General features: G+C 41.2%; 22 protein-coding genes, 2 riboswitches and 1 other annotated feature. Of the genes, 4 read left to right on the forward strand and 18 right to left on the reverse strand.

Going from position 1 to position 22,454, the window contains the following annotated elements; genetic code table 11:
- The 13 genes from ACPLOV_RS10945 to ACPLOV_RS11005 form a co-directional block, all read right to left on the reverse strand.
- Positions 1 to 364 (reverse strand): tetrahydrofolate dehydrogenase/cyclohydrolase catalytic domain-containing protein (locus tag ACPLOV_RS10945; protein ID WP_424911156.1); only part of this gene is annotated, 364 nt, incomplete at its 3' end.
- A gap of 40 nt (positions 365 to 404) precedes the next feature.
- Positions 405 to 1,034 carry a cyclodeaminase/cyclohydrolase family protein gene (locus tag ACPLOV_RS10950; protein WP_424911157.1) on the reverse strand — a complete coding sequence of 210 codons (630 nt, stop codon included), beginning with the start codon at positions 1,032 to 1,034 and terminating at the stop codon, positions 405 to 407.
- Positions 1,035 to 1,054: 20 nt separating this feature from the next.
- A complete protein-coding gene (locus ACPLOV_RS10955; RefSeq protein ID WP_424910069.1) occupies positions 1,055 to 1,861 on the reverse strand; it encodes a DUF166 domain-containing protein in 807 nt (268 codons plus the stop codon).
- 25 nt (positions 1,862 to 1,886) lie between these two features.
- Entirely contained in the window at positions 1,887 to 3,566 is a 1,680-nt protein-coding gene (locus ACPLOV_RS10960) for a formate--tetrahydrofolate ligase (RefSeq protein WP_424911158.1), read from the reverse strand.
- A gap of 23 nt (positions 3,567 to 3,589) precedes the next feature.
- The gene (locus ACPLOV_RS10965; protein WP_424909085.1) at positions 3,590 to 4,369 is read right to left on the reverse strand and encodes an AAA family ATPase; all 780 of its coding nucleotides are present in this window, start codon (positions 4,367 to 4,369) and stop codon (positions 3,590 to 3,592) included.
- Positions 4,370 to 4,399: 30 nt separating this feature from the next.
- The gene (gene cooS / locus ACPLOV_RS10970; protein ID WP_424909084.1) at positions 4,400 to 6,298 is read right to left on the reverse strand and encodes an anaerobic carbon-monoxide dehydrogenase catalytic subunit; all 1,899 of its coding nucleotides are present in this window, start codon (positions 6,296 to 6,298) and stop codon (positions 4,400 to 4,402) included.
- Between the two features lie 24 nt (positions 6,299 to 6,322).
- A complete protein-coding gene (locus ACPLOV_RS10975) occupies positions 6,323 to 6,739 on the reverse strand; it encodes a 4Fe-4S binding protein (protein WP_424909083.1) in 417 nt (138 codons plus the stop codon).
- A gap of 132 nt (positions 6,740 to 6,871) precedes the next feature.
- Complete coding sequence (locus ACPLOV_RS10980; RefSeq protein ID WP_424909082.1) at positions 6,872 to 7,168, reverse strand: PDGLE domain-containing protein; 297 nt, start codon at positions 7,166 to 7,168, stop codon at positions 6,872 to 6,874.
- A complete protein-coding gene (locus ACPLOV_RS10985; RefSeq protein ID WP_424911159.1) occupies positions 7,165 to 7,815 on the reverse strand; it encodes an energy-coupling factor ABC transporter permease in 651 nt (216 codons plus the stop codon). The genes ACPLOV_RS10980 and ACPLOV_RS10985 overlap by 4 nt, the downstream gene beginning before the upstream one ends.
- Before the next feature lie 77 nt (positions 7,816 to 7,892).
- The gene (locus ACPLOV_RS10990; RefSeq protein WP_424911160.1) at positions 7,893 to 8,714 is read right to left on the reverse strand and encodes an ATP-binding cassette domain-containing protein; all 822 of its coding nucleotides are present in this window, start codon (positions 8,712 to 8,714) and stop codon (positions 7,893 to 7,895) included.
- 1 nt (position 8,715) lies between these two features.
- Positions 8,716 to 9,402 carry an energy-coupling factor transporter transmembrane component T family protein gene (locus tag ACPLOV_RS10995; protein ID WP_424911161.1) on the reverse strand — a complete coding sequence of 229 codons (687 nt, stop codon included), beginning with the start codon at positions 9,400 to 9,402 and terminating at the stop codon, positions 8,716 to 8,718.
- Positions 9,399 to 9,944 (reverse strand): folate family ECF transporter S component, encoded by a 546-nt coding sequence (locus ACPLOV_RS11000; protein WP_424909078.1) that lies wholly within the window; start codon positions 9,942 to 9,944, stop codon positions 9,399 to 9,401. The genes ACPLOV_RS10995 and ACPLOV_RS11000 overlap by 4 nt, the downstream gene beginning before the upstream one ends.
- A 186-nt stretch (positions 9,945 to 10,130) precedes the next feature.
- Positions 10,131 to 11,468, reverse strand: coding sequence for an NCS2 family permease (locus ACPLOV_RS11005; RefSeq protein WP_424911162.1), 1,338 nt, complete (start codon positions 11,466 to 11,468; stop codon positions 10,131 to 10,133).
- Positions 11,469 to 11,538: 70 nt separating this feature from the next.
- A riboswitch (purine riboswitch) is annotated at positions 11,539 to 11,642 on the reverse strand.
- 167 nt (positions 11,643 to 11,809) lie between these two features.
- Positions 11,810 to 11,892, forward strand: a riboswitch (ZMP/ZTP riboswitch).
- A gap of 79 nt (positions 11,893 to 11,971) precedes the next feature.
- Here ACPLOV_RS11005 and pflB point away from each other — a divergent pair.
- Both pflB and pflA read left to right on the forward strand, forming a co-directional pair.
- Positions 11,972 to 14,200, forward strand: a complete 2,229-nt coding sequence (gene pflB / locus ACPLOV_RS11010; RefSeq protein ID WP_424911163.1) for a formate C-acetyltransferase — start codon at positions 11,972 to 11,974, stop codon at positions 14,198 to 14,200.
- 51 nt (positions 14,201 to 14,251) lie between these two features.
- The gene (pflA, locus tag ACPLOV_RS11015; RefSeq protein ID WP_424909075.1) at positions 14,252 to 14,983 is read left to right on the forward strand and encodes a pyruvate formate-lyase-activating protein; all 732 of its coding nucleotides are present in this window, start codon (positions 14,252 to 14,254) and stop codon (positions 14,981 to 14,983) included.
- Positions 14,984 to 14,986: 3 nt separating this feature from the next.
- On the opposite strand, the gene ACPLOV_RS11020 is transcribed toward pflA, so the two are convergent.
- Together ACPLOV_RS11020 and ACPLOV_RS11025 are read right to left on the reverse strand one after the other, a co-directional pair.
- Positions 14,987 to 15,391 carry an amino acid-binding protein gene (locus ACPLOV_RS11020; RefSeq protein WP_424909074.1) on the reverse strand — a complete coding sequence of 135 codons (405 nt, stop codon included), beginning with the start codon at positions 15,389 to 15,391 and terminating at the stop codon, positions 14,987 to 14,989.
- A gap of 17 nt (positions 15,392 to 15,408) precedes the next feature.
- Positions 15,409 to 16,707, reverse strand: a complete 1,299-nt coding sequence (locus tag ACPLOV_RS11025) for a phenylacetate--CoA ligase family protein (protein ID WP_424909073.1) — start codon at positions 16,705 to 16,707, stop codon at positions 15,409 to 15,411.
- Positions 16,708 to 16,766: 59 nt separating this feature from the next.
- Positions 16,767 to 17,011: a binding site (T-box leader), on the reverse strand.
- Positions 17,012 to 17,159: 148 nt separating this feature from the next.
- Here ACPLOV_RS11025 and ACPLOV_RS11030 point away from each other — a divergent pair.
- Together ACPLOV_RS11030 and ACPLOV_RS11035 are read left to right on the forward strand one after the other, a co-directional pair.
- Complete coding sequence (locus ACPLOV_RS11030) at positions 17,160 to 17,990, forward strand: hypothetical protein (protein WP_424909072.1); 831 nt, start codon at positions 17,160 to 17,162, stop codon at positions 17,988 to 17,990.
- A gap of 26 nt (positions 17,991 to 18,016) precedes the next feature.
- Positions 18,017 to 18,334, forward strand: a complete 318-nt coding sequence (locus ACPLOV_RS11035; RefSeq protein WP_424911164.1) for an EscU/YscU/HrcU family type III secretion system export apparatus switch protein — start codon at positions 18,017 to 18,019, stop codon at positions 18,332 to 18,334.
- On the opposite strand, the gene ACPLOV_RS11040 is transcribed toward ACPLOV_RS11035, so the two are convergent.
- The 3 genes from ACPLOV_RS11040 to hutH are packed head-to-tail and all read right to left on the reverse strand — an operon-like array spanning position 18,286 to position 22,144.
- Positions 18,286 to 20,019 (reverse strand): PEP/pyruvate-binding domain-containing protein, encoded by a 1,734-nt coding sequence (locus ACPLOV_RS11040; protein ID WP_424911165.1) that lies wholly within the window; start codon positions 20,017 to 20,019, stop codon positions 18,286 to 18,288. The two genes, ACPLOV_RS11035 and ACPLOV_RS11040, sit on opposite strands and share 49 nt — an antisense overlap.
- A gap of 23 nt (positions 20,020 to 20,042) precedes the next feature.
- A complete protein-coding gene (locus ACPLOV_RS11045; protein WP_424911166.1) occupies positions 20,043 to 20,573 on the reverse strand; it encodes a DedA family protein in 531 nt (176 codons plus the stop codon).
- A 35-nt stretch (positions 20,574 to 20,608) separates the two neighbouring features.
- On the reverse strand, positions 20,609 to 22,144 hold the full coding sequence (gene hutH, locus ACPLOV_RS11050; RefSeq protein ID WP_424911167.1) for a histidine ammonia-lyase: 1,536 nt from the start codon (positions 22,142 to 22,144) through the stop codon (positions 20,609 to 20,611).
- Between the last annotated feature and the right edge of the window lie 310 nt (positions 22,145 to 22,454).

Genomic DNA, 22,454 nt, shown 5'->3' on the forward strand with positions numbered 1-22,454 from the left:
AAAAGCAGTCTACGTCTTTTTGGGGGTCTATGTGGTATTTTATCTGGTCTTCAGATAGGTGGGAGGGCAGGGGCCTCATTATGAGGATGCCGTTTATTTTTTCATCTTCATTTAGTTCGTGAATTTTCTTTATAAATTCCTGTTCCGTTATAGTTTCGGGTAATTCCAAGACGCTTGCCTCTACGCCTATTTCGCTCGCCCTTTTTAATGCGCCTTTAATGTATGACAGGGAATCGGGCCTTTCTCCAACGATTACTATCTTTAGATTGGGAATGTAACCTTTTTGCCTTAATTCCGAAACTTCTTTGGTTAAGTCCTCTTTTAAGGCCTCGGCTACTTCCTTGCCGGATAAAATTAAGGCCATTTCGTTCACCCCTTTTATTTTTGTATTTTTAAACCATGTTTTAACCCTTTAATTTTTCTAAAACGATTTTATAAGCTTCATCAGCTAAATTCTCCGCTTCTTTGCAGATTCTTTCTATGTATTCACTGATTTTTTTAAAAAATTCCTCATCATCTATTCCGTTTAAATTAATTACGACATTTAATTTTCCACTCAAGACGGCTGCTTTTAAAAGCAAAGCTCCTACTCCTACATCGCTTATGGCAAGTTTTGATCCTATTTCCGCAAGCCTCCTTTGAAGTTTTAAAGCTTCTAATGAATTCTCCATTATCTTTATTGGTACCTGGCAGGCGTTTTTTAAAGCATTTTTTAAAGCCTCTTCTTTTTGCTTTCTTTCTTCCTCGGTATTTTTAGGCAACTTATATGCCTTAGCAACTTCGCTGAAAACCTGTGCATCCTCATCAATAAGAGAAAGTAAGTTTTCCTGCAGTTCCTTAGTCTTATTTAATATTTCAATAACCTCTGGTTCCACATCTTTATACTTTTCCTTACCCACAGTCAAATTGCCTACCATACTTCCCAAAGCATTGCCTATTGCTCCAGCTAAAGCAGCAGCTCCTCCACCACCCGGTATTGGCTCCTTTGATGAAAGGATGCTAATAAAATCCTTTACAGTTTTATCTACAAACATGATTGACCTCCTGTTTGCTCTCATATTTTTAAGGTATTTTCCGCAACCTGTAAATTTATATGAGCGGCAATATGCATAATGGAGTCTTTTATCTCCTCATCAATAGCATTAGAAGCTATGCAGGCGTAGGCATGCCACAGCTTATTGGCTTCCTCTACGGCTTCTTCTCCAATCTTTTTCCCTATAAGTCCGCAAGCCACATAATAGGTAGCACCGCAGGGTGCAGAACGAATTACATTTACATTTGTTATATAGCCTTTATCATCAACCTGGACCTCGTATTCAGGCCTACCTAATTTAAATTCTTTAAGGAAGTTGTCAATATAGTAAAAACCCGTTTTTTTTAATGAACAAAACGGCTTCGGGAAAGCATATTCTATGCCGTATTTTTCACATATATTTTTGAGAGTTTTTTCTAAGTATTTATCAATCCATTTTGGATCTTCCCTTGGGGCTATTAGTGCTTTACATCCGGCTTCTGCTGCCCTTTTCAAAAGCTCCGGAAAAATATCGGGATGCACCCCTGCAGCAATTAACACATCATGTTCCGGGAGATTATCCGGAAGATAATCATCGGACTCATCAATGATTTCGGGTAAAATTGTAGGGAATAATACAATATCAACTATATTTTGAGTAAAATCCCCAACCTGACTTTTTTTGAATTCGAGGCAATCCGAAGAGATTTTACCCTTCCCCATTTTATTGAAGGTTAAATTCGGCAGGAGTTTTCTCAATATATATTCCCCGCTGTACCTGCAATAAAAAGGGGGAGGAAAGATTGGGTCATCCTTCCCCGCCGCCAAAAGTAACCTGTAGTCTTCCAAAGGATACACCTCGTTTTTTTATATTTTAGAAAAGCCCGGAAATCCTTCCGTTTTCGTCCACATCTATATTCTCCGCCGCCGGCCTCTTGGGTAGCCCCGGCATCGTCATTATCTCTCCGGTCAGTACCACGACAAAGCCCGCTCCAGCCGATACTTTTACGTTCCTTACGGTTATCCTGAAACCGGTGGGCCGCCCTAATAGCGCCGGATTATCGCTCAAAGAATACTGGGTCTTGGCCATGCATACCGGTAGATTGCCGAATCCTAATTTCTCCAAGTTCTCTATTTCCTTCTGTGCAGCAGGAGTATAATCCACTCCATCGGCACCGTATATTTCTTTTGCAATCGTCTCTATCTTTTCCTTTATGGAAAGTTCGAGAGGATATAAGGGAGCGTATCCGTTTTCTCCTTCCTCTATCAGCCTCAACACCTCATTGGCAAGGTCCACTCCGCCTTCTCCGCCCTTTGCCCATACCTCGGATAATACCACGTTTACTCCCAGGGCTTTGCATTCTTCCCTCACTAAATTAAGTTCCGCTTCGGTATCCGACGGGAATCGGTTCAGTGCCACTACTGCCGGTAACCGGAACTTTTTAGTAATGTTCTCCACGTGTTTTAAAAGGTTGGGAAGCCCCTTTTTCAGTGCCTGTAAATTCTCCTCATTTAACCTTTCCTTAGAAACTCCGCCGTTATACTTTAATGCTCTAACCGTAGCGACTATAACCACCGCATCGGGTTTAAGTCCCGCATACCTTGCTTTTATGTCCAAGAATTTCTCCGCTCCCAAGTCCGCACCGAATCCGGCTTCGGTCACCACGTAGTCGGCAAGTTTAAGTGCAAGCTTTGTGGCCATTACGCTATTGCAACCGTGGGCTATATTGGCAAAGGGCCCTCCGTGAATGAAAGCCGGCGTGCCTTCTAAGGTCTGAACTAAGTTGGGCATCAGGGCATCCTTTAAAAGGGCAGTCATAGCCCCGTGGGCTTTTAAATCTCCCGCGGTAACGGGTCTTCCATCGTAAGTGTAAGCTACTATTATCCTTGAAAGCCTTTCTTTTAAGTCCATTAAATCCCTTGAAAGGCAGAACACCGCCATAACTTCCGAGGCTACCGTTATATCAAAGCCGTCTTCCCGGGGTACACCGTTTGCTTTCCCGCCGAGCCCGTCGACTATGAATCTCAGCTGCCTGTCATTCATATCCACACAGCGCCGGATAACAATTCGGCGCGGATCAATGCCGAGTTCATTTCCCTGATATATGTGGTTATCCACCATGGCGCAAAGGAGGTTATTTGCAGCACCGATGGCATGAAGATCCCCGGTAAAATGCAGGTTTATATCCTCCATCGGGACCACCTGGGCGTAGCCTCCTCCGGCTGCCCCGCCCTTAACTCCGAAAACGGGGCCGAGGGAGGGTTCCCTCAAACATATTACCGCATTTTTCCCAATTCTTCTTAAAGCATCCCCGAGACCTACCGTAGTGGTGGTTTTACCTTCTCCTGCCGGTGTAGGGTTAATCGCGGTAACAAGGATAAGTCTTCCATCTTTCTTTTCCGAGAGCCTTTTTAAAATATTGTAATTAATCTTTGCTTTGTATTTACCGTAGTATTCAATATCATCTTCGGTAAGCCCCAGCTTTGCGGCAATGTCTTTGATGGGCTCTAATTTGGCCTCCTGAGCAATTTCAATATCGCTTTTAAAGGTCATGTCGCCACCCCTTTGTACAAAATTTATTTTGCAATTTTTAAGGATAAATTGCTTTTTATCCTTAATACTTCCTCTCTTAAAACCGAACTTGAATCATAGGGAGATATGCCCATTTTATCGGCATTGATAATTTCCTCGTTATAAGAAATGATTCCCAGAAGGTCACCGGGATCGATGTGGTCATTTATAAATTTTATATCGGCCTCATCTTTTACTTTATTTGCAACCACCAGCACCTTATCAATACCGAGATCCTTTGCCAATTTTTTTATCGTTTCAAAGGTTTTAATACTTCTGATGCCCGGTTCTACCACGGCTATAAAAGCATCCACAAAAGAAGCCGTAGCCCTGCCTAAGTGTTCAATCCCGGCTTCCATGTCAAGTATGAGAACCTCTTCCCTTTCTAAAATTAAATGCCGTATCACTGCTTTTAGAAAGGAGCTTTCAGGGCATACACAGCCTGCTCCACCCTTTTCAACACCGCCCATTTGAATAAGTTTAATACCCTCATGCTCCACACAGTATTTTTCCGGAATATCATCCACCTTAGGATTAAGGCTGAACATCTGCCCTAATACTCCGGGTTCAGCCCCCGTTCTTTCTTTTATTATATCTTTTAATTGGGAAAGGGGGATAAGCTTTTTTGCTTTTTCCTGCGGAAATCCTAAGGCAAAAGCAAAATTTGCATCGGGATCCGCGTCCACAGCGATTACCCTTTTACCCTCTATGGCATAAATTTTTGCAAGGCAGCCGGCAAGAGTGGTCTTCCCAACCCCACCCTTACCGGTTATAGCTATTTTCATGTTGTTCCCATCCTTCAAATTAAAATTATTTTAAATGCCCAGCATTTTCCGCTTTTTTTCTATATGATTGGCTATCTTTTCTGCTGCTTTCAGGGGATCGCTTTCCACTTCAAACCTTCCTCCCAGTATTTTTTCAATATCGGAGGTCAGGTAATTTACCACCGTTTCCGATCCCGTTATAGCAGGTGCTACCCCGAGGACAACATATATACCGGAAGATACTGCGTAAAGTCCTATAGACTGCGCTTTTTCGGACATCCACTCAGGAGCAGCCGCAGCCACCGGCAGATCGCTGATATCCACTCCCATATATTTTGCCACATCGGAAAGCAAAGTTAAAATCCTGCTTATATCCACACAGGAGCCCATGTGGAGAACCGGCGGTATTTCAAGAAGCTCGCAGCAGGTAGCAAGGCCTTTTCCGCAGTAATTAACCGCATCCATGGACATCAGCCCGGCTTTAATGCAGGCATGGGCACCGCATCCTGTTGTTACCACCAGGATGTCCCTCTTTATTAATTCCTTTGCCAGTGTTACATGCCCTGAATCGTGGGGGACTTTATGGTTGTTGCACCCTACAATTGCCGCTGCGCCCCTTAAAACCCCTGATTTTATAGCATCAACAAGAGGTTTTACGGTACCCGCAGGATGAGCAAAGGAATTTGTTACTTTGTCAAGAATTTTTAATATTGCTTCATAGCTATATCCCACATATCCTTCCGCTTTTCCCCCGGGAATGTATATTTTTTGTCTTCTATTTTTATAATTTAAGACCGCTTCTCTTACTATTTTTTTTGCAATTTCTACAGCCTTTTTTTCATCAAATTCCATATGTATTGCTCCGGGCACCTTAGCTTTCGGAGAAGTGGTTATTAATTTCGTATGATAGCATTTTACAATTTCAGAAAGAGAGGGCATAATACACTGCACATCTACCACCATTGCGTCTACCGCACCCGTAGCAATAGCCAGTTCTTGCTGAAAGAAGTTGCCGGCCATAGGCACTCCATGCCTCATGGTAATTTCATTGCCCGTACAGCACATTCCGGCAAGGATGATCCCTTCCGCCCCCTGTTTTTGGGCAAGATCGATTAGTTCCGGGTCCCTGGAAGCTATAACTATCGCTTCCGACAGGGTAGGCTCGTGTCCGTGAACAATTATATTTACGTAATTTTCTTTGAGTACACCGAGATTTGCCTGTGTTTTTTTTGGCACGGGTGTGCCAAAAATTACATCTGAAAGTTCCGTGCCTATCATCGATCCTCCCCATCCGTCGGATAGGGCTGCCTTTGCGGCTTGATTAATAATATTTCTATAATCCGCATCGCATCCCATGTGGGTGGAATGCATTACCTGAACCACTTCCCGGTCAATTGCCCTCGGAGAAATTCCCAGCTCATCCCAGATTACACATCTTTTTTCCGGAGCCCTCCCCAAGAATCTTAATTTCCCGAAGGGTTTTCCAAATTCTTCAAGAGCCATTAATGCGACTTCCCGGGCAATTTCCTTTAAACTTCTGTTTTCTACTTTTATATTCCATTCCTTAGCAATTTTAAGCAATTTATCTTTATCTCTGACCTCGTAATCTCCTTCATCATTGGCGGCATGGTAGAGGGCCTGGGCGATATCCCTCCCGTGGTCGGAATGGGCTGCCGCTCCAGCAGCTACGGCTCTGGCAAAATTCCTGGATACTATGGTATCTTCCGTGGCTCCGCAGATTCCTTTTTTGGGGCCATCCTCCGTGATTTTAACAATCCTGCAGGGCCCCATTGAACAGTTGGTGCAGCACAATCCCATTTCTCCAAAACCGCACTGAGGCTGCATGGCCTGGGCTCTGTCCCAGACGGTTTCCAAACCCATTTCCTTTGCATATTCGTACATTTTCGCGGTAGCATTATCACAGCTTTTACAAAAAGTGGTTTCTTTCAACTTATTCCCTCCTTAGCAAATCTTTTATACTGCTTTTACTTTTAAAGCTTTTGTAGGACATGCTTTTGCACAATAGGGTTCATCGCTTTCCATACATCTGTCGCAAACCGTTGGAAAATTGTATAATTTTATTGCATTGAACGGACATGCATCCTGACAAAGTCCACATCCTGTGCATGTAATTTCATTCACTTTTATTGTGCCGTTTTCCCTTCTTTCAAGAGCACCGACAGGACATGCTTTTATGCATTTTGGATCTACGCAAAGCATGCACTGCTCTACTTTGATTTTTCCGTTCTTAACCTTTATCCTGATACGAGAAAACCTTCTTTCCTTAATTGCACCCGCAATGTTTTTCGTTTTTGAATGGGCAGCCGCACACGCAAGTTCACAGGTTTTACACCCCAAGCACTTTTCCTTTTCAAAAAAGATTTTTATCAATTCAACTTCCCCCTTTTTCCCGCCCATATGTTAAATTTTTCACAACCTCAATTATATATTAACTCTTTGTTAAATTTCTGTCAATATAAAAAGCCCCCATTAAAGGAGGCTTTATAAAAAAAGTTAAAAAAATTATTTTTTGATTTGAATTAATATCATCCTTCCTATAGCATAACTAAGTGCGAAAACCGCCAAGGTGCCCAAAGTCCCTGCGAAGGCTGTGGAAATATAATCATTTTGAATAAAAGAAACCCTGTATTCGCTAAAAGGTGAAGGAATCAAACCCTGAACAGCTTTTTCTTCAAAATTTAAGTTGCTGCTCACCCTTTCCAGACCGTCGGGCAGGGAAGAAGCAAAGGGAGAAAGCAGGGCAGCAATTACTAATGCAGCAAAAAGAATATAAACCCAAACCTTTTTTATTATTTTCATACCGTCATCCCCTTTTCCGAATTATCGATGCTATCCACCTTTATATTCCTCACCCTGTCCACAAAAGAACATACTGCTACGGTAATCAATCCCTCCCCGATTCCTATCAAGGAATGTATAACGACCATGGGAATCAGTACCTCCTTCAGCCCTGCCACCCCCGAAAGAAAAAGCTCTACACTGCAAAAAATTGAAGCGGCTACTACCGAGGCCCACCCGGCCAAAAATATACCTGCGAGTTTTTTGCCATAAAACCATTTTTTAGCAAGTTTCAGTATATAAAAGGCCGTAACCGGAGCCACTACCGCCATGTTGAAGATATTTGCTCCAAGGGCTAATAGCCCTCCATCCTGAAAAAGCAGGCACTGAAGTATAAGTACTGATGCCATAGCCAGCCCCGCCAGCTGGGGCCCCATCGCATAAGTAAGCATAGCCGCTCCCAGAAAATGACCCGAAGTACCTGCCATTACAGGAAAATTCACCATTTGAGCTGCAAAAACAAAGGCTGAAAGAACTCCCAGAAAAGGAATATCTTTTTCTTCCATTATTTTTTTTGCACTGTCAGCATCTTTTTTTAAAGCATAGGCGCTGGCGGCAGCAGTAACTATAAGGGTTTTTGGATCGAGAAAACCATCGGGTATATGCATATAACTTCCTCCTGTCAATATATTTTATATAATTAAAACAGGCCATGAAGCATCTCTTTCAAGGAGATTTTTGACCTTCATGGCCTGTTTACCAATGACTTTATTAAGTTAATGAAGTCCTTAGTCTTATAAGGTAAAAAATCGCCTTCTCCTAAAATTTCCTTTGAGAATCTGTAAACCAGCGGTTGTTCCAGGTCAGCCTCTTTTATCACTTCATCCCGGGTTAATATTTCAGGAGGGCCTTCGGCAAGAACCCTTCCCCTTTTTAAAATTATCACCTTTTGCGCCCAATCTGCAGCAAAGTTCACATCGTGAGTTGCAATAATCAATGTTCGCCCTTCCTCTTCCAAGTACTTTAAAATATTTATAATCTGCCGCTGGGAAGAGGGGTCAAGGAAAGCCATAGGTTCATCTAAGATAAGTATTTCAGGGTCTACGGCTATTACGCCGGCTATTGCTACCTTTTTTTTCTGACCGTAACTTAAATGTTGAGGAATTCTTTCCTTTAATTCCTCTATTTTTAAAGCCTTCATGGCTTTTTCCACTCTTTTTGCTACTTTTTCCTTATTAAAACCGAAATTTAGAGGCCCAAAAGCAATATCTTCGTATACCGTTGCAGAAAATACCTGATCATCCGGGTTTTGGAAGACAAGACCTACTTTTTTTCTTATTCTATACTCATTCCCTTTTTTTACCTCTTCTCCGAAAATCTTTACCCTTCCCTTCACGGGAAGATAAACTCCATTGAGATGTAAAAGCAATGTGGTTTTTCCAGCTCCGTTTTCTCCCAGAATTGCTACCTTTTCTCCCGGCATAATTTTAAAACTTATTCCCTTTAATGCCTCGCTGCCATCCCTGTATCGAAAAAACAAATTCTCTACTTCTACTGCATAATCCATTTCAATACACCTTTTCTATAAATAGTAAAATTGCGGGAGGTATTAAAATACCTGCTGTGAAAATTATGTTTGATACCAAGAGGCTTTCTTCCTCCTTTAGTACAAGCTTACCGTTATATCCCCTGGAAAGCATGGCATTATATACTCTTTCACTGCGTTCTGCCGATCGTACAAATAAACTTCCCACTAAATAGCCGAGAATTTTCATGGTATTTAAATCCCAGAAACCCCTGCCTCTTTTGAAACCTTTAGAAATTAAGGCTTTTTCCATGCTTTCCAGTTCTTTAGATATTACATCAAAATATCTGTAAGTAAGAAAAACCATATCTGCCAGAACGCTAAGAAGGCCTATTTTTTTAAACCCGGTAATGACCCTGGCAAAGGAAAACATCGTATTAAAAGTAGAAACAATAAGAATTGCTTGTAAGCTTTTAAGAAATATTATAACATATTTTTGATATCCGAAATCCGTATTTAAACTATATGCAAAAAAAACCATAAAAGCAGAGAACAAAACCGGTATCTTAGAACTTCTTACCGCCTCAATAAATCTAAAATTATAAAGTGCAAATACCGCCAAGGTAATAAGAAGGTTATATATTAAAAACCTTATGTCGTTAAAAAGTGATACTTCTATAATATAAATCAATAAACTCAGTGCTATAGCAGAGGAAGAAATTTTTTTCACGGTTTATACTCCCTGGTAATAGCTTCTGGTAGATTTATTCTTTTCAAAAGAATTTTTATTAAAAGAGCGTATAGCGGAATGTTAACCGCCTGGGTTATTGCAGCGGTAGTCATTTTATAAATCAGCGGAATTCCAAAGAGTTTATTTAAAAAGTAAGGAACAAGCAAAATGGAGGTTAAGGTCTGCCCTACAGCAATGGCAAATAAAATTTCCCAAAACCTGTAATTTTTAGTTTTCATAATCTTCAACACCAGTGCGGGGATAATACCCGTTAAAGCGCTGGTTAAAGTAAAATGCGGCATATAAGGCCCCATAGGATTTATTCCGTAACCCACTATATCCCCTACGGCTCCGATTATTCCTCCGGCCATTGGCCCCATCAAAATCCCGCCGAATATCAAAGGAAGTCCTCCAAAGCCTATCCTGATAGCTTCCACATTTCCAAGCGCAATTCTTATGCTGGCAATTCGGGTAAGTATAATATTTAAGACAATAAGCATCGCCATATATGTGATTTTCCTTGCCGCGGAGTCCTTATTCACGCCCTCACTTCCCTTCTATTTGTTCCTATATTCACATTTTATCGTATTGTTAATAATTTGTCAATCTCGCTGCCCCGTATTATGCTATTTCAAGTATTGAATCATTTTAATTAATTATTTTAATTATACCAAAATTATAAAGCCCCGCAACAAAAAAAATTAAGCCGCCTTTCAGGCGGCTTAATTTTACCTTACATATATGAAGTACAGGATAAAAGTTACCGCAAGAATGTACATCACCCAGTGAACCTCTTTTGATCTGCCCGAAAGGGTCATCAAAAGAGCATACGCCACAAATCCTACCGCAAGTCCTAAGGAAATGCTGAAGGTCAATGGCATCAAAATAGCGGTGAGGAAAGCCGGGAAAGCCTCGTAAAAATCCGAGAATTTAATCTCGTTCAAGCTGGAAGCCATAAATATACCGACGATAATCAGTGCAGGAGCGGTAGCCTGGGAAGGCACTGCAAGGGCTATGGGAGAAAATATGATAGAGGCAATGAACAAGAGCGAAACCACTACGGAAGTTAAGCCCGTCCTGCCACCTGCGCTGACACCTGCGGCACTTTCTACATAAGTAGTGGTATTGCTTGTCCCCAGCAATGAACCGATCACGGTACCGAGTGAGTCAGCAAAAAGAGCCTTGTTACCCCTTTTTAAATTGCCGTTTTCATCGATCATACCCGTTCGGGAGGCCACACCCACAAAGGTGCCAATCGTATCGAAAAGGTCGGCAAAGAATAAAGAAAATATCACGGGATACATGGAAACCTTTAAAGCGCCCATAATATCCAGTTTTAAAAGTCCCGGTGCCATACTCGGGGGCGCTGAAATCAGGGTTGATGGAATTTTGGTTATCCCCATGGGTATTCCGAGAATGGTTGTAACAATTATACCAAGAAGCATGCCCCCGCGAACACCTCTTGCAACGAGAACAGCGGTAATGATAAGCCCTAGGGTTGCAAGGAGTGTCCCCGGATCCTTGAAGTTTCCGAGGTCTACAAAAGTTGCAGGATTGGGCACTACAATCCCGGCATTTTTAAAACCTATAAAAGCTATAAAAAGTCCGATACCGGCACCTACCGCATGTTTTAAAGGAAGGGGTATTGCTTTAATCAGCAATTCCCTGAGCCCCGTAAGAGTAACAATAACGGCTATGATTCCGGACAAAAACACCGCACCCAGGGCTGTCTGCCAGGGAATCCCCATTTTGCCAACCATTACATAGGCGAAAAAGGCGTTAAGTCCCATACCCGGAGCTAAGGCAAAGGGATAGTTGGCGTAAAGTCCCATAAAAAGGGTTGAAATAGCGGCAGCTAAGGCAGTTGCCATAAAGACGGCACCCTGATCAAGCCCGGCATCCTTTAATATAATCGGGTTTACCAGTATAATATAAGCCATTGTAACGAAGGTCGTAAAACCTGCCAGTATTTCCGTTCTTACATCGGTGCCGTTTTCACCGAGCTGGAAAAACCTTTCTAAAAATCCTTCTTCTTTTGCTTTTTTGATGACAATCTCCTCCTTCAAAGCTGCAACCTCCTTAAATATTTTTACCCGAACCCTTAAAAATAATAAATCCCCTTTTTGGAAAATAAGGGGAATACTAGGATTCCCCTATAGCCTTCGGCGGTTTACGGCCGCCCGGTAGAAACTTCCGGGCCCTATTCCCGGAATTATACAGGGGTTGCGGGCAAATTTTTAATTTTCGTTTTTATTTTATCAGAATTGTTAAATCCGGTCAATATATAATAGAACATTTCTGGGGTTGATTTTATACATCATTCGGAAAATTAATAACAAATCATTTTCACGAAACAAAAATGTATTGACATTTTCGGGTAAAAGATTATAAAATAAACATAACAACAGGAGGATCCCATGACTGGCGGCAGTGGAATTAACCACAGGGGAGTGGGATCAATAGGGAATGCCGACCGCCTGGGCAAAATAAATTTTGTCCGGGCGGTTTTTGTTTTTATCCTTTACATTATCAAATTCATCTTTATTAAGTGGCAAGGGAGGTAATAAAAATGCAGGAAGCCTGGAGGGGTTTCATCCCAGGTATCTGGGTAGAAGAAATAAATGTAAGGGATTTTATTTGCAAAAATTTCACCCCTTATTATGGAGATGGCAAATTCCTTTCAGGACCTTCGGAAAAAACCTGGCGGCTCTGGGAAAAATGCAAAGAACTCCTATTAGAAGAAAGTAAAAAAGGCGGAGTTTTAAAAATAGACACAGGTACAGTTTCATCAATTACCGGTCATAAACCCGGATATATACAAAAAGAGGATGAGGTAATTTTTGGACTTCAGACCGATGAACCGTTAAAAAGAGCCGTTAACCCCTTTGGAGGCATACGCATGGTCAATGAGGCGTGTAAAGCCTACGGCTATGAACTCGACCCGCATATAAACGAGATTTTCTCGAAATACCGCACCACCCATAATGAAGGGGTTTACAGAGCCTATACAGAGGAAATGCTTCTTGCAAGAAAGCTGGGGATAATCACAGGGCTTCCCGACAATTACGGAAGAGGGAGGATAATCGGAGATTACCGAAGGGTAGCCCTTTACGGAGTTGACAGGCTTATTGAGGAAAAAAAGAAGGATCTTTGTGATCTTAAGTCTCCCATAACTGCAGAAATTATTCAGCTAAGAGAAGAGATATCCATGCAGATTGAAGCTTTACGGGACCTGAAAAAAATGGCTCTTGATTACGGTTTTGACATTTCCTATCCGGCCAGAACCGCCTTTGAGGCCGTTCAGTGGATTTACTTTGCCTATCTTGCGGCAATAAAGGAGCAAAACGGAGCAGCCATGTCCTTAGGCAGAGTAAATACTTTTCTGGATATTTACATTGAGCGGGATATAAAAAGCGGAATTCTTAGCGAAGAACAGGCTCAAGAACTCATAGACCAGTTTGTTATCAAGCTCAGAATGGCAAGACAGCTCCGCACGCCCGAATACAACGAGCTATTTGCCGGGGATCCCATGTGGATTACCGAAGCCCTTGGTGGAATGTGCTTGGATGGCCGGCCGCTGGTAACAAAGACCACTTACCGCTTTTTAAATACCCTTGTCAACCTTGGACCTGCGCCGGAGCCGAACTTGACCGTATTGTGGTCTAAAGATCTGCCGGACAATTTTAAAAAATTCTGCACAGAACTTTCTATTAAAACCAGCTCCCTTCAGTATGAAAATGACGATTTGATGAGACCCATTTTTGGGGATGATTACGGAATTGCCTGCTGTGTATCGGCTATGAAGCTGGGAAAGCAAATGCAGTTTTTCGGAGCAAGGGTGAATCTGGCAAAAGCTCTGTTACTCGCCATTAACGGAGGAAAGGATGAGAAAACAGGTTTAAAAATAGGCCCCGAATTGCCTCCCATGAATAAAGGCCCATTAAACTACGAAGAGGTATTTAAAAGGTATACCATTGTTCTTGAATGGCTTTCAAATTTATACGCAGATACCATGAACCTCATTCATTACATGCACGATAAATACAACTACGAAAGACTTCAAATGGCCCTGCACGATACCAATGTGGATCGATTGATGGCCTTCGGTATAGCCGGGCTATCGGTAGTGGCCGATTCCCTCAGTGCGATAAAATACGCAAAGGTCACTCCCATTTTTAATACCGACGGAATATGCGTGGACTTTATTATTGAAGGAGATTTTCCAAAATACGGAAATGACGATGACCGGGTGGATTCCATTGCGGTAGAAGTAGTAAAAACCTTTTACGGATTCTTAAAAAGAAAACCCCTTTATCGAAAAGCCCGGCCAACAGTATCCATCCTTACTATTACCTCAAATGTGGTCTACGGCAAAAAAACCGGCGCCACTCCCGATGGTCGAAAATCCGGCGAACCTTTCGCTCCCGGAGCAAACCCCATGAGCGGCAGGGAGAGGATGGGCCCGCTCGCCGCTTTTAACAGCATATGTAAGCTGCCCTACGATTACTGCAGGGATGGTATATCCTATACCTTCTCAATTGTGCCCCAGGCTTTGGGAAGAAGCGATGAAGATAGGGTAAATAACCTCACCGCGCTTCTTGAAGGCTATTTTTTAAACAAAGGACACCATATAAATGTCAATGTAATGGATAAAAAGCTGCTTCTTGATGCCATGGAAAATCCTTATAAATACCCCCAGCTAACCATCAGGGTTTCGGGATATGCAGTTCACTTTTCAAAACTCTCCCGGGAGCAGCAGTTAGAAGTGCTTACCAGAACCTTTTTTGAAAGCCTATAGCAGAAACTGAAAATAATCTGCAAAACCTTAAGAAAAATGAGGGGTTTAAAAATGGGCATAAAAGGAAGAATTCATTCCATTGAAACTATGGGAACTTTGGACGGTCCCGGTATCCGCTTTGTGGTTTTTACTCAGGGCTGCCCGTTAAGGTGTGCTTACTGCCACAACCCGGATACCTGGGACCCCTCGGGTGGATATTTAATCGAAGCAGGTGAGTTATTCAATAGGATTTTAAGGTATAGAAATTATATGGAATTTTCAGGAGGTGGGGTAACCCTTTCAGGGGGCGAGCCCACCCTCCAGCCGGATTTTTGCGCCGAACTTTTTAAAAGGTGTAAAGATGCCGGTATAAATACCGCTTTAGATACCTCAGGCTATTGCGAACAAAAGAATCTGGAAAAAATTCTGCCCTACACCGACTTAGTGCTTTTTGATATCAAACATTTGGACACAAAAAGTCATATTGAACTCACAGGGAGGGATAATAGTAAAATCTTGGAAAATTTACACTTAATTGAATCTAAAAAAGTAAAAACCTGGGTAAGATATGTTTTGCTGCCCGGAATTAACGATGCACCGGAAATTATTAATAAACTCGCGGATTTTCTTTCAGGCTTTCATTTTATCGAAAGGGTAGAAGTTTTGCCATACCACAGATTGGGTATTCACAAATGGGAAAAACTGGGCATCAGTTATAAACTTAAAAAAATTAATCCTCCGTCAAAGGAGGATTTAAACTGCATCAAACACATTATAGCCCAGAGGGGGTTAAAGGTATCTTAAAAACTATACCATAATACCCTCTTCCTTTAAATATTCTGCTGCCGCTTTCAGGTTATCTACCCGGAAAATTATAAGGGCTTTCCCCGGGTTTTCTCCCATAAAGGCATACATATACTCAATGTTCACCGATTTTCTGCTTAATATCTCCAGTATCTTTTGTACCTCTTTAAAAGTATGCTGAACTTCAACAGCTATTACTTCGGTGATTTTAACCGTAAATCCTCTTTCCTGCAAAACCTTCAAAGTTTTTTCCGGATCATCTACTATTAATCTTAAAACCCCGAAATCCGCAGTATCTGCAAGCATAAGGGCCTTTACATCCATACCGTTTTCGTTAAGGGCAGAAGTAACCGCATAGAGCCTTCCGGGAGTATTTTCAAGGAAAACCGAAAGCTGTTTGACAATCATCCGTATACCTCCTATAATTATATTTTTCTTTTATCTATTATCCTTTTTGCCTTACCTTCGCTGCGTTCTATGGTTTTAGGTTCTACCAGCTTAACCTTTACGGAAATCCCAAGAGTAGTCTCAATTTCATTTTGAATTTTTTTACTTAAAATTTCAAGGGATCTCACGTCATCAAAAAACATTTTTTCCGATACTTCCACATGCACTTCCAGCACATCTAAGTGATCCACCCTGTCTACCACCAGCTGGTAGTGGGGTTCCGTTTCTCCAAACTGCAAAAGCACGTGTTCTATTTGAGAAGGGAAAACATTCACACCTCTTATTATCAGCATGTCGTCGGTTCTTCCCTCAATCCTGCCGATTTTAACACTGGTTCTTCCGCAAGCACAGGGCTCTGCTATAAGCCTTGAAATATCTCCCGTCCTGTATCTTATTATAGGAAGAGCCTCTTTTGTCAGCGAGGTAAATACCAGTTCCCCTTTTTCCCCTGGCGGAAGCACATCGCCGGTTTTTGGATCAATTACTTCTACCAAGAAGTGATCTTCCTGAACGTGGAGCCCATTTTTATGCGGGCACTCTATGGCTACACCGGGGCCAATTATTTCACTCAGGCCGTATATATCAAGAGCCGTTATTTTCAACCTTCCTTCAATTTCCCTCCTCATGTTCTCCGACCAGGGTTCGGCGCCAAAAACCCCTATGCGCAGGTTCAAATCTTCCGGTTTTAGCCCCATTTCCTCGATTACTTCGGATATGTGAAGGGCATAGGATGGGGTGCAGGTTAATACAGTTGTTCCGTAATCCTTCATTATCATTACCTGCCTTTTTGTATTCCCCCCGGATATGGGAATTATCGTCGCCCCAATTTTTTCCGCACCATAGTGAAATCCAAGCCCGCCGGTAAAGAGGCCATATCCGTAAGCATTTTGGATTACATCGTTTTTTTGGATTCCCGCAGTCATTAAAGAGCGGGCCATGAGCTCCGTCCATACATTAATATCGCTTCTCGTATACCCAACCACCGTTGGCTTACCGGTGGTTCCTGATGAGGAATGAATTCTCACCACTTCGCTCAAAGGAACGGCAAACATTCCGTAAGGGTAGTTTTCCCTGAGGTCCTTTTTATAAGTAAAGGGAAGGTATTTTAAATCCTCCAAGGATTTCAGGTCGCCCGGTTCAAAGCCGGCGTTCTGCATCACCCGCCTGTAGTGAGGAACATTATAAAAAGCCCTTTCCAAAGTGTTTTTTAATCTTGAAAGCTGCAGTTCCTTAAGCTCATCCCTTGGCATACATTCGTATTTTTCATTCCAGTACATCTTATTTACCCCCTTCTTTTATTAAAAAATAATCCTCAAATAAAAAAGCCCTTCATCCACGATGGGACGAAAGGCTGGTTTCCGCGGTACCACCCAAATTGGCATAAAGCCCACTCTTTTCGGGCACGAATTTTAATCTATGCCCTATTGTTTTAACGGTCAAAACCGTCCGGACCTACTTTAAGTTTCAGCCCGAAGCTCAGAAGGGAACTTCAGCTACTTTCGCCTGAAAACGCTCTCAGTCGCCGGCGTTTTCTCCCTGTAAGGCGCTCCATAGCCTACTTTCTTCCGTCATCGCCTTTTGCTTATTGACATTTTAATTGGATAAAATTATACCACAGGAGAGCAGAGGCGTCAATCATTATTTTTTAATGCTATTTCTCAAAAGTTATATTATAATAAAATCAAAATCAAAGGATATACGCAAATAAAAATCCGGGTGGGAATGTTTTATGAATATTAACCTTAATTCACTATTATCCCTTACAATTGAAACCTTTAACAATCTGCTCAAAGCAGATGAAAGTAAACTTTTAAAAAAAATTCTACCCGAAAAATTAATAACTGAAGAAAAAATAATTTCAGAAGAAGATAAAACGATAAACAATCAGGATATAATAGCGAATTTTGAAGCCTTTCAGGAAAAAATCCCCCTTTTATTTACCCGAAAAATACTTGAAAGAGTAATTAAAAACAATCCGGGCTATAGCGATGAAACCCTGTTCAAGGATTTATATAACTTCTTGAAAAGAGAATTTCAATCCCTGAGGAAAGAATTTACCTCTAAAAAAAATATATTATCTTTTAAAGGTATTGACGAAATAGAACAAATTCTTTTAAAAAATATACATAATAATAACGATTCCCTTAAAAACTTTCAATTGCTTTTAAAATTTATAAATATAGGTTTTACTGAACTGAAACAAAAAACTCACTTTGACATCCTGTTTTTAGAGGATAATAAATTTATCCTCTTTAAGGTAGAAAATCAAAAAAACCCTGAAAACCGGTTTAATCTTAGCTTCTTAATAAACACAAAAAACTACGGAATAGTAGAAGCAAAAATTACCTGCTGTAATAAATCTCTGAGCTCTTCTCTAATTTTTGAAAACAGAAATTTTTGCGAGGAAGCAAAAAAATATTTTCAAACCTTGAAAAAAGAAGGTAAGCTTTCTAAAAGCCTTTCAGGTTTAAACTTCCTTTATGACTCCGAAAGGCTGGAAAAATTTTTTATCGGTGAAGCATTTTCGCTTAATAATACAAAAATAGATTTAAAAATATAGATTGGAATTAAAAAGGAGAAAAAATAATGAATGATAAAAGGAATAATAATAACGATAATAATGGCAAACCTTTGAAAGCTGCGGCAATAAAATACGACAAAGATAAGGATGATGCTCCAATCCTTGTGGCAAAAGGTCAGGGAGAAATTGCCAGGGAAATATTAAAAATTGCTGAAAAAGAAAGCATCCCCGTCTTGCAGAATTCCCCTTTGGTGGATGCTCTAATGAAAGTCGAAATAGGTTTTGAAATTCCTCCCGAACTTTACAAAGCGGTGGCTGAAATCCTTGCCTTCATTTATTCCTTAGATACCACTACCCCCCGCATTTTTTCCCCATCCAAGTAAGCATCGTATAATCCCTCGAAAACCCAGACTGCCGGATGTTCGGTGGGCTTACTTTTTGCACTTTTAAAGAATTCAAAGTTGATAACGTTGGTCTCAATTGAATCAAATACGGGCATGTAAAGTATTCCGTCTAAATCTAAGTCCGCAAAAAAATGGGTACCGTAGGACAGTTCCGGCATAAAATTCTTTGTTTTTATACCGAGTTCTACCAGCATCCCGCAGTTAGAAATTTCGTTATAGGTGACCGGCACACCCAGGTTGGGATTGCTGGAACCCCATCGCCCCGGCCCTACAAGTATATACCTTTCTTTCTGCAGTTTTTCGTTTACCCTTCCCACTTCCCGGGCCACCTCGTACTTGTCCGGGCATTTATTATATTCTTCAAAATCAACGTACACAATGTGTCTTACATTTTTCAAAACACCGTTAGTCAGCATTCTGTCCCCTGCAAGAATAATATTTTCTTTTTTTATATCCTTTGGGATTTCCACCTTGCTGTACTCTTCGTAGCTGGTCAACGGCCTGACCTGCACCAGTGCAAACTTAGGGTCTTCCGGTTCGTAAGCCCATTCCACATCCACCGCAATTCCCATTAAATCTTCCAAATATCTGAATAAAAACTCCATCAGCCGGAAAAAGCGGGGTTTAAAGGCAGGAAAATTATCAAAAGTAAAAACTATCCTCTCCCCGGGATTAAGCTTTGTCAGCACCGGCGGAACATCCTTCAACATATTTTCCGTGGAAGAATATACAGATGCGAATTTATTAAAATTCCTGTGATAGGAAATTAGGTCCAGCCTGACGTTTATATTATAATCCCGCAATTCCCCGGTATCCATATCAAGCATATCAAAGGTCTCCTGGGAGTACTTTGCAATCTCCCAGGGATTATTTCCTTCGGGACGCAGGCTCAAATTTGTCAGCGAAAAAATTCTGGCATAACCTCTTCCGGTACTTCTTGTCCCGAGGCCAAAAACAATCCTTACCACTCCGTCTTCCTTTCTTATTCTTTCCGTAAACCTCCTGTAATTTTGAGAAAAGCCAACCCCCGCAATTTCGGGGTAAAATCCTTCCTTGCGCCTTTTACCGAAAAGCTGCTGGATAATAACAGCCATTTTTTCATTGTGCAGGTTGTGTTTTTCCCGGTAAACAACAGCGTTTTTGCCGTATGTACTTGCGTAAATCTGCTTTATAGCCCGGGTAATCTGTTTTAATCTAAAATCAATTCCACCCGTATTGGGTATAAAAGTTGTAAAATATTTACCTGCGAAAGAATATTTAATGCTGTCCTCAAGATACGAAGAAGACCTTATGGCAAGGGGATAATCCATAATCGATACCACTTTTTCCAGAAAGCTAATTACATAATCCGGAAATTTGCCTTCCAGAATTTTTTGCTGTATTAAATTTAAATTCCCCGGTTCTTCCTTTATAATCCTGTCTATTTTATTCAATTCTAGAAAGTCCTCGTAAACCTCCGTGGACAAAAAGTAACTTTCAGGTATTACCACGTTTTTTAAGATTTCGTATTCTTCTTTTCTTTCCTCCAGGTGAATTTTTGCGTATACCAGTCCTTTTGCTTTTCCGCCTATGCACTCGGTGCCCAGGGTTTTTTCCCTAATCTCTTTAATTTCCAAAGGATTAAACTGAATAAATTTTTTTACCTTTTCCTTTGTGGTATCCATCTTTTTCACACCTTCCAAGAAATTTAATGCACTATTTTAGATAATAATTTTTGTATATAGGCAATTCCGTTAAATCCGTATAAAGCCATCAATGTCCAGATTGTAGCCCATACCAAATCCCCCAGAAAACAAAATACAACGTATTCAATTAAATCTATACCTGCAACGCCGGACAACCAAATAGCGGGAGTTCGGGGAAGACCTATCAAACGGCTTATAAAAACCACATAGCCCCCTTTATTTTTATACCATCGCTCAATCCTCCGGTAGACATCTTCTTTTACTTTAAGTTTTTTTAACAGTGATTTTACAAATCTCTTACCCTTAAACCTTCCTACAAAATAGGCCAGAATGTTTCCGGATAAATTGCCGAGGGTGATGTAAAGGATTACCTTGAAAAGATTTAAGCTCCCTTTTTTTATAAGGTAAGCGGCGGCGATAAATATTATTTGAACCGGACCGGGCATCCCCGTTCCTTCATAAAATAAGAAAAGGAAAATTCCCGCATAGCCGTACCGTATTATAAATTCGTAAAGGGAGTTCACTTTTGCCACTCCAATATAGCTTCTTATTTTCCATAATAACACAATTATTCAAGAGTTCCTACTGCTTCTTCTACCTTTTTTACTAATTCCCCGCTTTTTATAAGATGCGCAAGTTTTTTAATATCCCGGCTTAAAACCCTGTCTTCTTCAATTTTGGGGACAACGTCCCTTATCAGTTCATAGGCCCTTCTGGTACCCTTCCCCAGATCGCTGAGACATCCTCGCTCTTCAAACCTGAAATCTAAAGCCTGAGCAGCACATAGAAGTTCAATAGCAAGAACGTTTAATGTGTTTTCTACTATTTTCCAGGCCTTTTTCGCTGCAATTGTCCCCATGCTTACATGATCTTCCTGATTTGCAGAAGAAGGTATAGAATCCACACTGGCCGGAAAAGAAAGAGTCTTGTTTTCTGATACCAGCGCTGCTGCCGTATACTGGCTAATCATTAGCCCCGAGTTCAAGCCGCCGTTTCTCGTTAAAAACGCCGGAAGCCCTTCATTAAGGCTGGGGTTGACAAGCCTTTCTATTCTACGCTCGGCGATGTTTGAAAGCTCCGATACGGCAATAGCGAGGTAATCCATATTTATAGCCACCGGTTCTCCGTGAAAATTTCCTCCCGATATTATCTTTCCTTCTTCGGGGAATATTAATGGGTTATCCGTAGCCGAATTTATCTCTATTTCAACAACGTTTTTTACATGATTTAATGCATCCTTAATAGCTCCGTGCACCTGGGGTATGCACCTTAATACGTAAGCATCCTGAACTTTGTACTGCCCCTGACGGGTAATAAATTTACTTTTATCCAGCAATTTTCTCATATTTTCCGCTGCTGCCCTCTGGCCCCTATGGGGTCTCACCCTTTGCACCTTTTCGTCAAAAGCATCTATTATTCCATTTAATGCCTCAAAGGTCAGGGCACCGCTGATATCCGCTGCCTTTGAAAGATTTATAGCTCCAGCAACGGAAACACAGGCTAATGCGGTCATGGCCTGAGTCCCGTTAATCAAAGCAAGCCCCTCTTTCGCTTCTAACACAACGGGTTCTATTCCCGCCCTTTCAAGAGCGATTCTCCCGGGAAGCACCTCCCCTTTGTATATTGCTTCACCTTCTCCCATCATTACCAGCACCATATGAGCCAGGGGCACAAGGTCTCCGCTGGCCCCCAAGGAGCCCTGAGAGGGAACAAGGGGTACTATATTTTCATTTAGCATTTTTATTATAGTTTCAAGGGTTAATAGCCTGACTCCCGAATACCCTTTTGCCAGGGCGTTTATTCTCAAAAGCATCATAGCCCTTACCACTTCTTCAGGAAAATATTCCCCGACTCCCGTGGCATGGCTTCTTATTAGATTTCTTTGAAGCTTTTTTGTATCTTCCGGTGATATTACCACATTGCAAAATTTTCCAAAACCGGTAGTAACACCGTACACTATTTCTCCCTTTTTTATTATTTTTTCTACATATCTCCTGGAATTATTTATTTTTTCTATAGCAGTATCGGAAAGTCTTACCTTTTCTCCCCTCACCGCCACATTTACAACTTCTTCTATTGTCAGATCTTCTCCTTTAATAATCATGGATTACCCCCCAAGCATTTTATTTATAAATTCAATTTTCTGCTTATTCTTTATACTAATGCTTCCTTTTATACAAAAACTTTTTATACCCCGATTTTTTCTTTATGCTGATACTTTAGCATCATAAAAGCCCCTAAAAGCCGAATAAGGGAAACCTTTCGGTTCCCCTTATTCAAAAATTTTATTTGTAAAAAATTATTATGAAATAAAGGTATTTATAAGCTATATTATAACGTGTTTTTACATTTGTCAATAAAAAATAAAAGATTTCGGCAGCGACCTACTCTCCCGGGATAACCCAGTACCATCG

The sequence above is a fragment of the Thermovenabulum sp. genome (assembly GCF_049723235.1).
In the GTDB taxonomy this organism is placed as follows: domain Bacteria; phylum Bacillota; class Thermosediminibacteria; order Thermosediminibacterales; family Thermosediminibacteraceae; genus Thermovenabulum.

What these genes read in the sequence shown, in the direction of transcription:
- hutH (WP_424911167.1), bottom strand. Translation starts at nt 22,144, where the DNA reads ATGATTATTAAAGGAGAAGATCTGACAATAGAAGAAGTTGTAAATGTG.
- ACPLOV_RS10965 (WP_424909085.1), bottom strand. Translation starts at nt 4,369, where the DNA reads ATGAAAATAGCTATAACCGGTAAGGGTGGGGTTGGGAAGACCACTCTT.
- ACPLOV_RS10990 (WP_424911160.1), bottom strand. Translation starts at nt 8,714, where the DNA reads ATGGATTATGCAGTAGAAGTAGAGAATTTGTTTTTTCGATACAGGGAT.
- ACPLOV_RS11040 (WP_424911165.1), bottom strand. Translation starts at nt 20,019, where the DNA reads ATGGATACCACAAAGGAAAAGGTAAAAAAATTTATTCAGTTTAATCCT.
- ACPLOV_RS11020 (WP_424909074.1), bottom strand. Translation starts at nt 15,391, where the DNA reads ATGATTGTCAAACAGCTTTCGGTTTTCCTTGAAAATACTCCCGGAAGG.
- ACPLOV_RS10960 (WP_424911158.1), bottom strand. Translation starts at nt 3,566, where the DNA reads ATGACCTTTAAAAGCGATATTGAAATTGCTCAGGAGGCCAAATTAGAG.
- pflB (WP_424911163.1), top strand. Translation starts at nt 11,972, where the DNA reads ATGCAGGAAGCCTGGAGGGGTTTCATCCCAGGTATCTGGGTAGAAGAA.
- ACPLOV_RS11030 (WP_424909072.1), top strand. Translation starts at nt 17,160, where the DNA reads ATGAATATTAACCTTAATTCACTATTATCCCTTACAATTGAAACCTTT.
- ACPLOV_RS10980 (WP_424909082.1), bottom strand. Translation starts at nt 7,168, where the DNA reads ATGAAAATAATAAAAAAGGTTTGGGTTTATATTCTTTTTGCTGCATTA.
- ACPLOV_RS11025 (WP_424909073.1), bottom strand. Translation starts at nt 16,707, where the DNA reads ATGTACTGGAATGAAAAATACGAATGTATGCCAAGGGATGAGCTTAAG.
- ACPLOV_RS11035 (WP_424911164.1), top strand. Translation starts at nt 18,017, where the DNA reads ATGAATGATAAAAGGAATAATAATAACGATAATAATGGCAAACCTTTG.
- ACPLOV_RS10985 (WP_424911159.1), bottom strand. Translation starts at nt 7,815, where the DNA reads ATGCATATACCCGATGGTTTTCTCGATCCAAAAACCCTTATAGTTACT.
- ACPLOV_RS10950 (WP_424911157.1), bottom strand. Translation starts at nt 1,034, where the DNA reads ATGTTTGTAGATAAAACTGTAAAGGATTTTATTAGCATCCTTTCATCA.
- pflA (WP_424909075.1), top strand. Translation starts at nt 14,252, where the DNA reads ATGGGCATAAAAGGAAGAATTCATTCCATTGAAACTATGGGAACTTTG.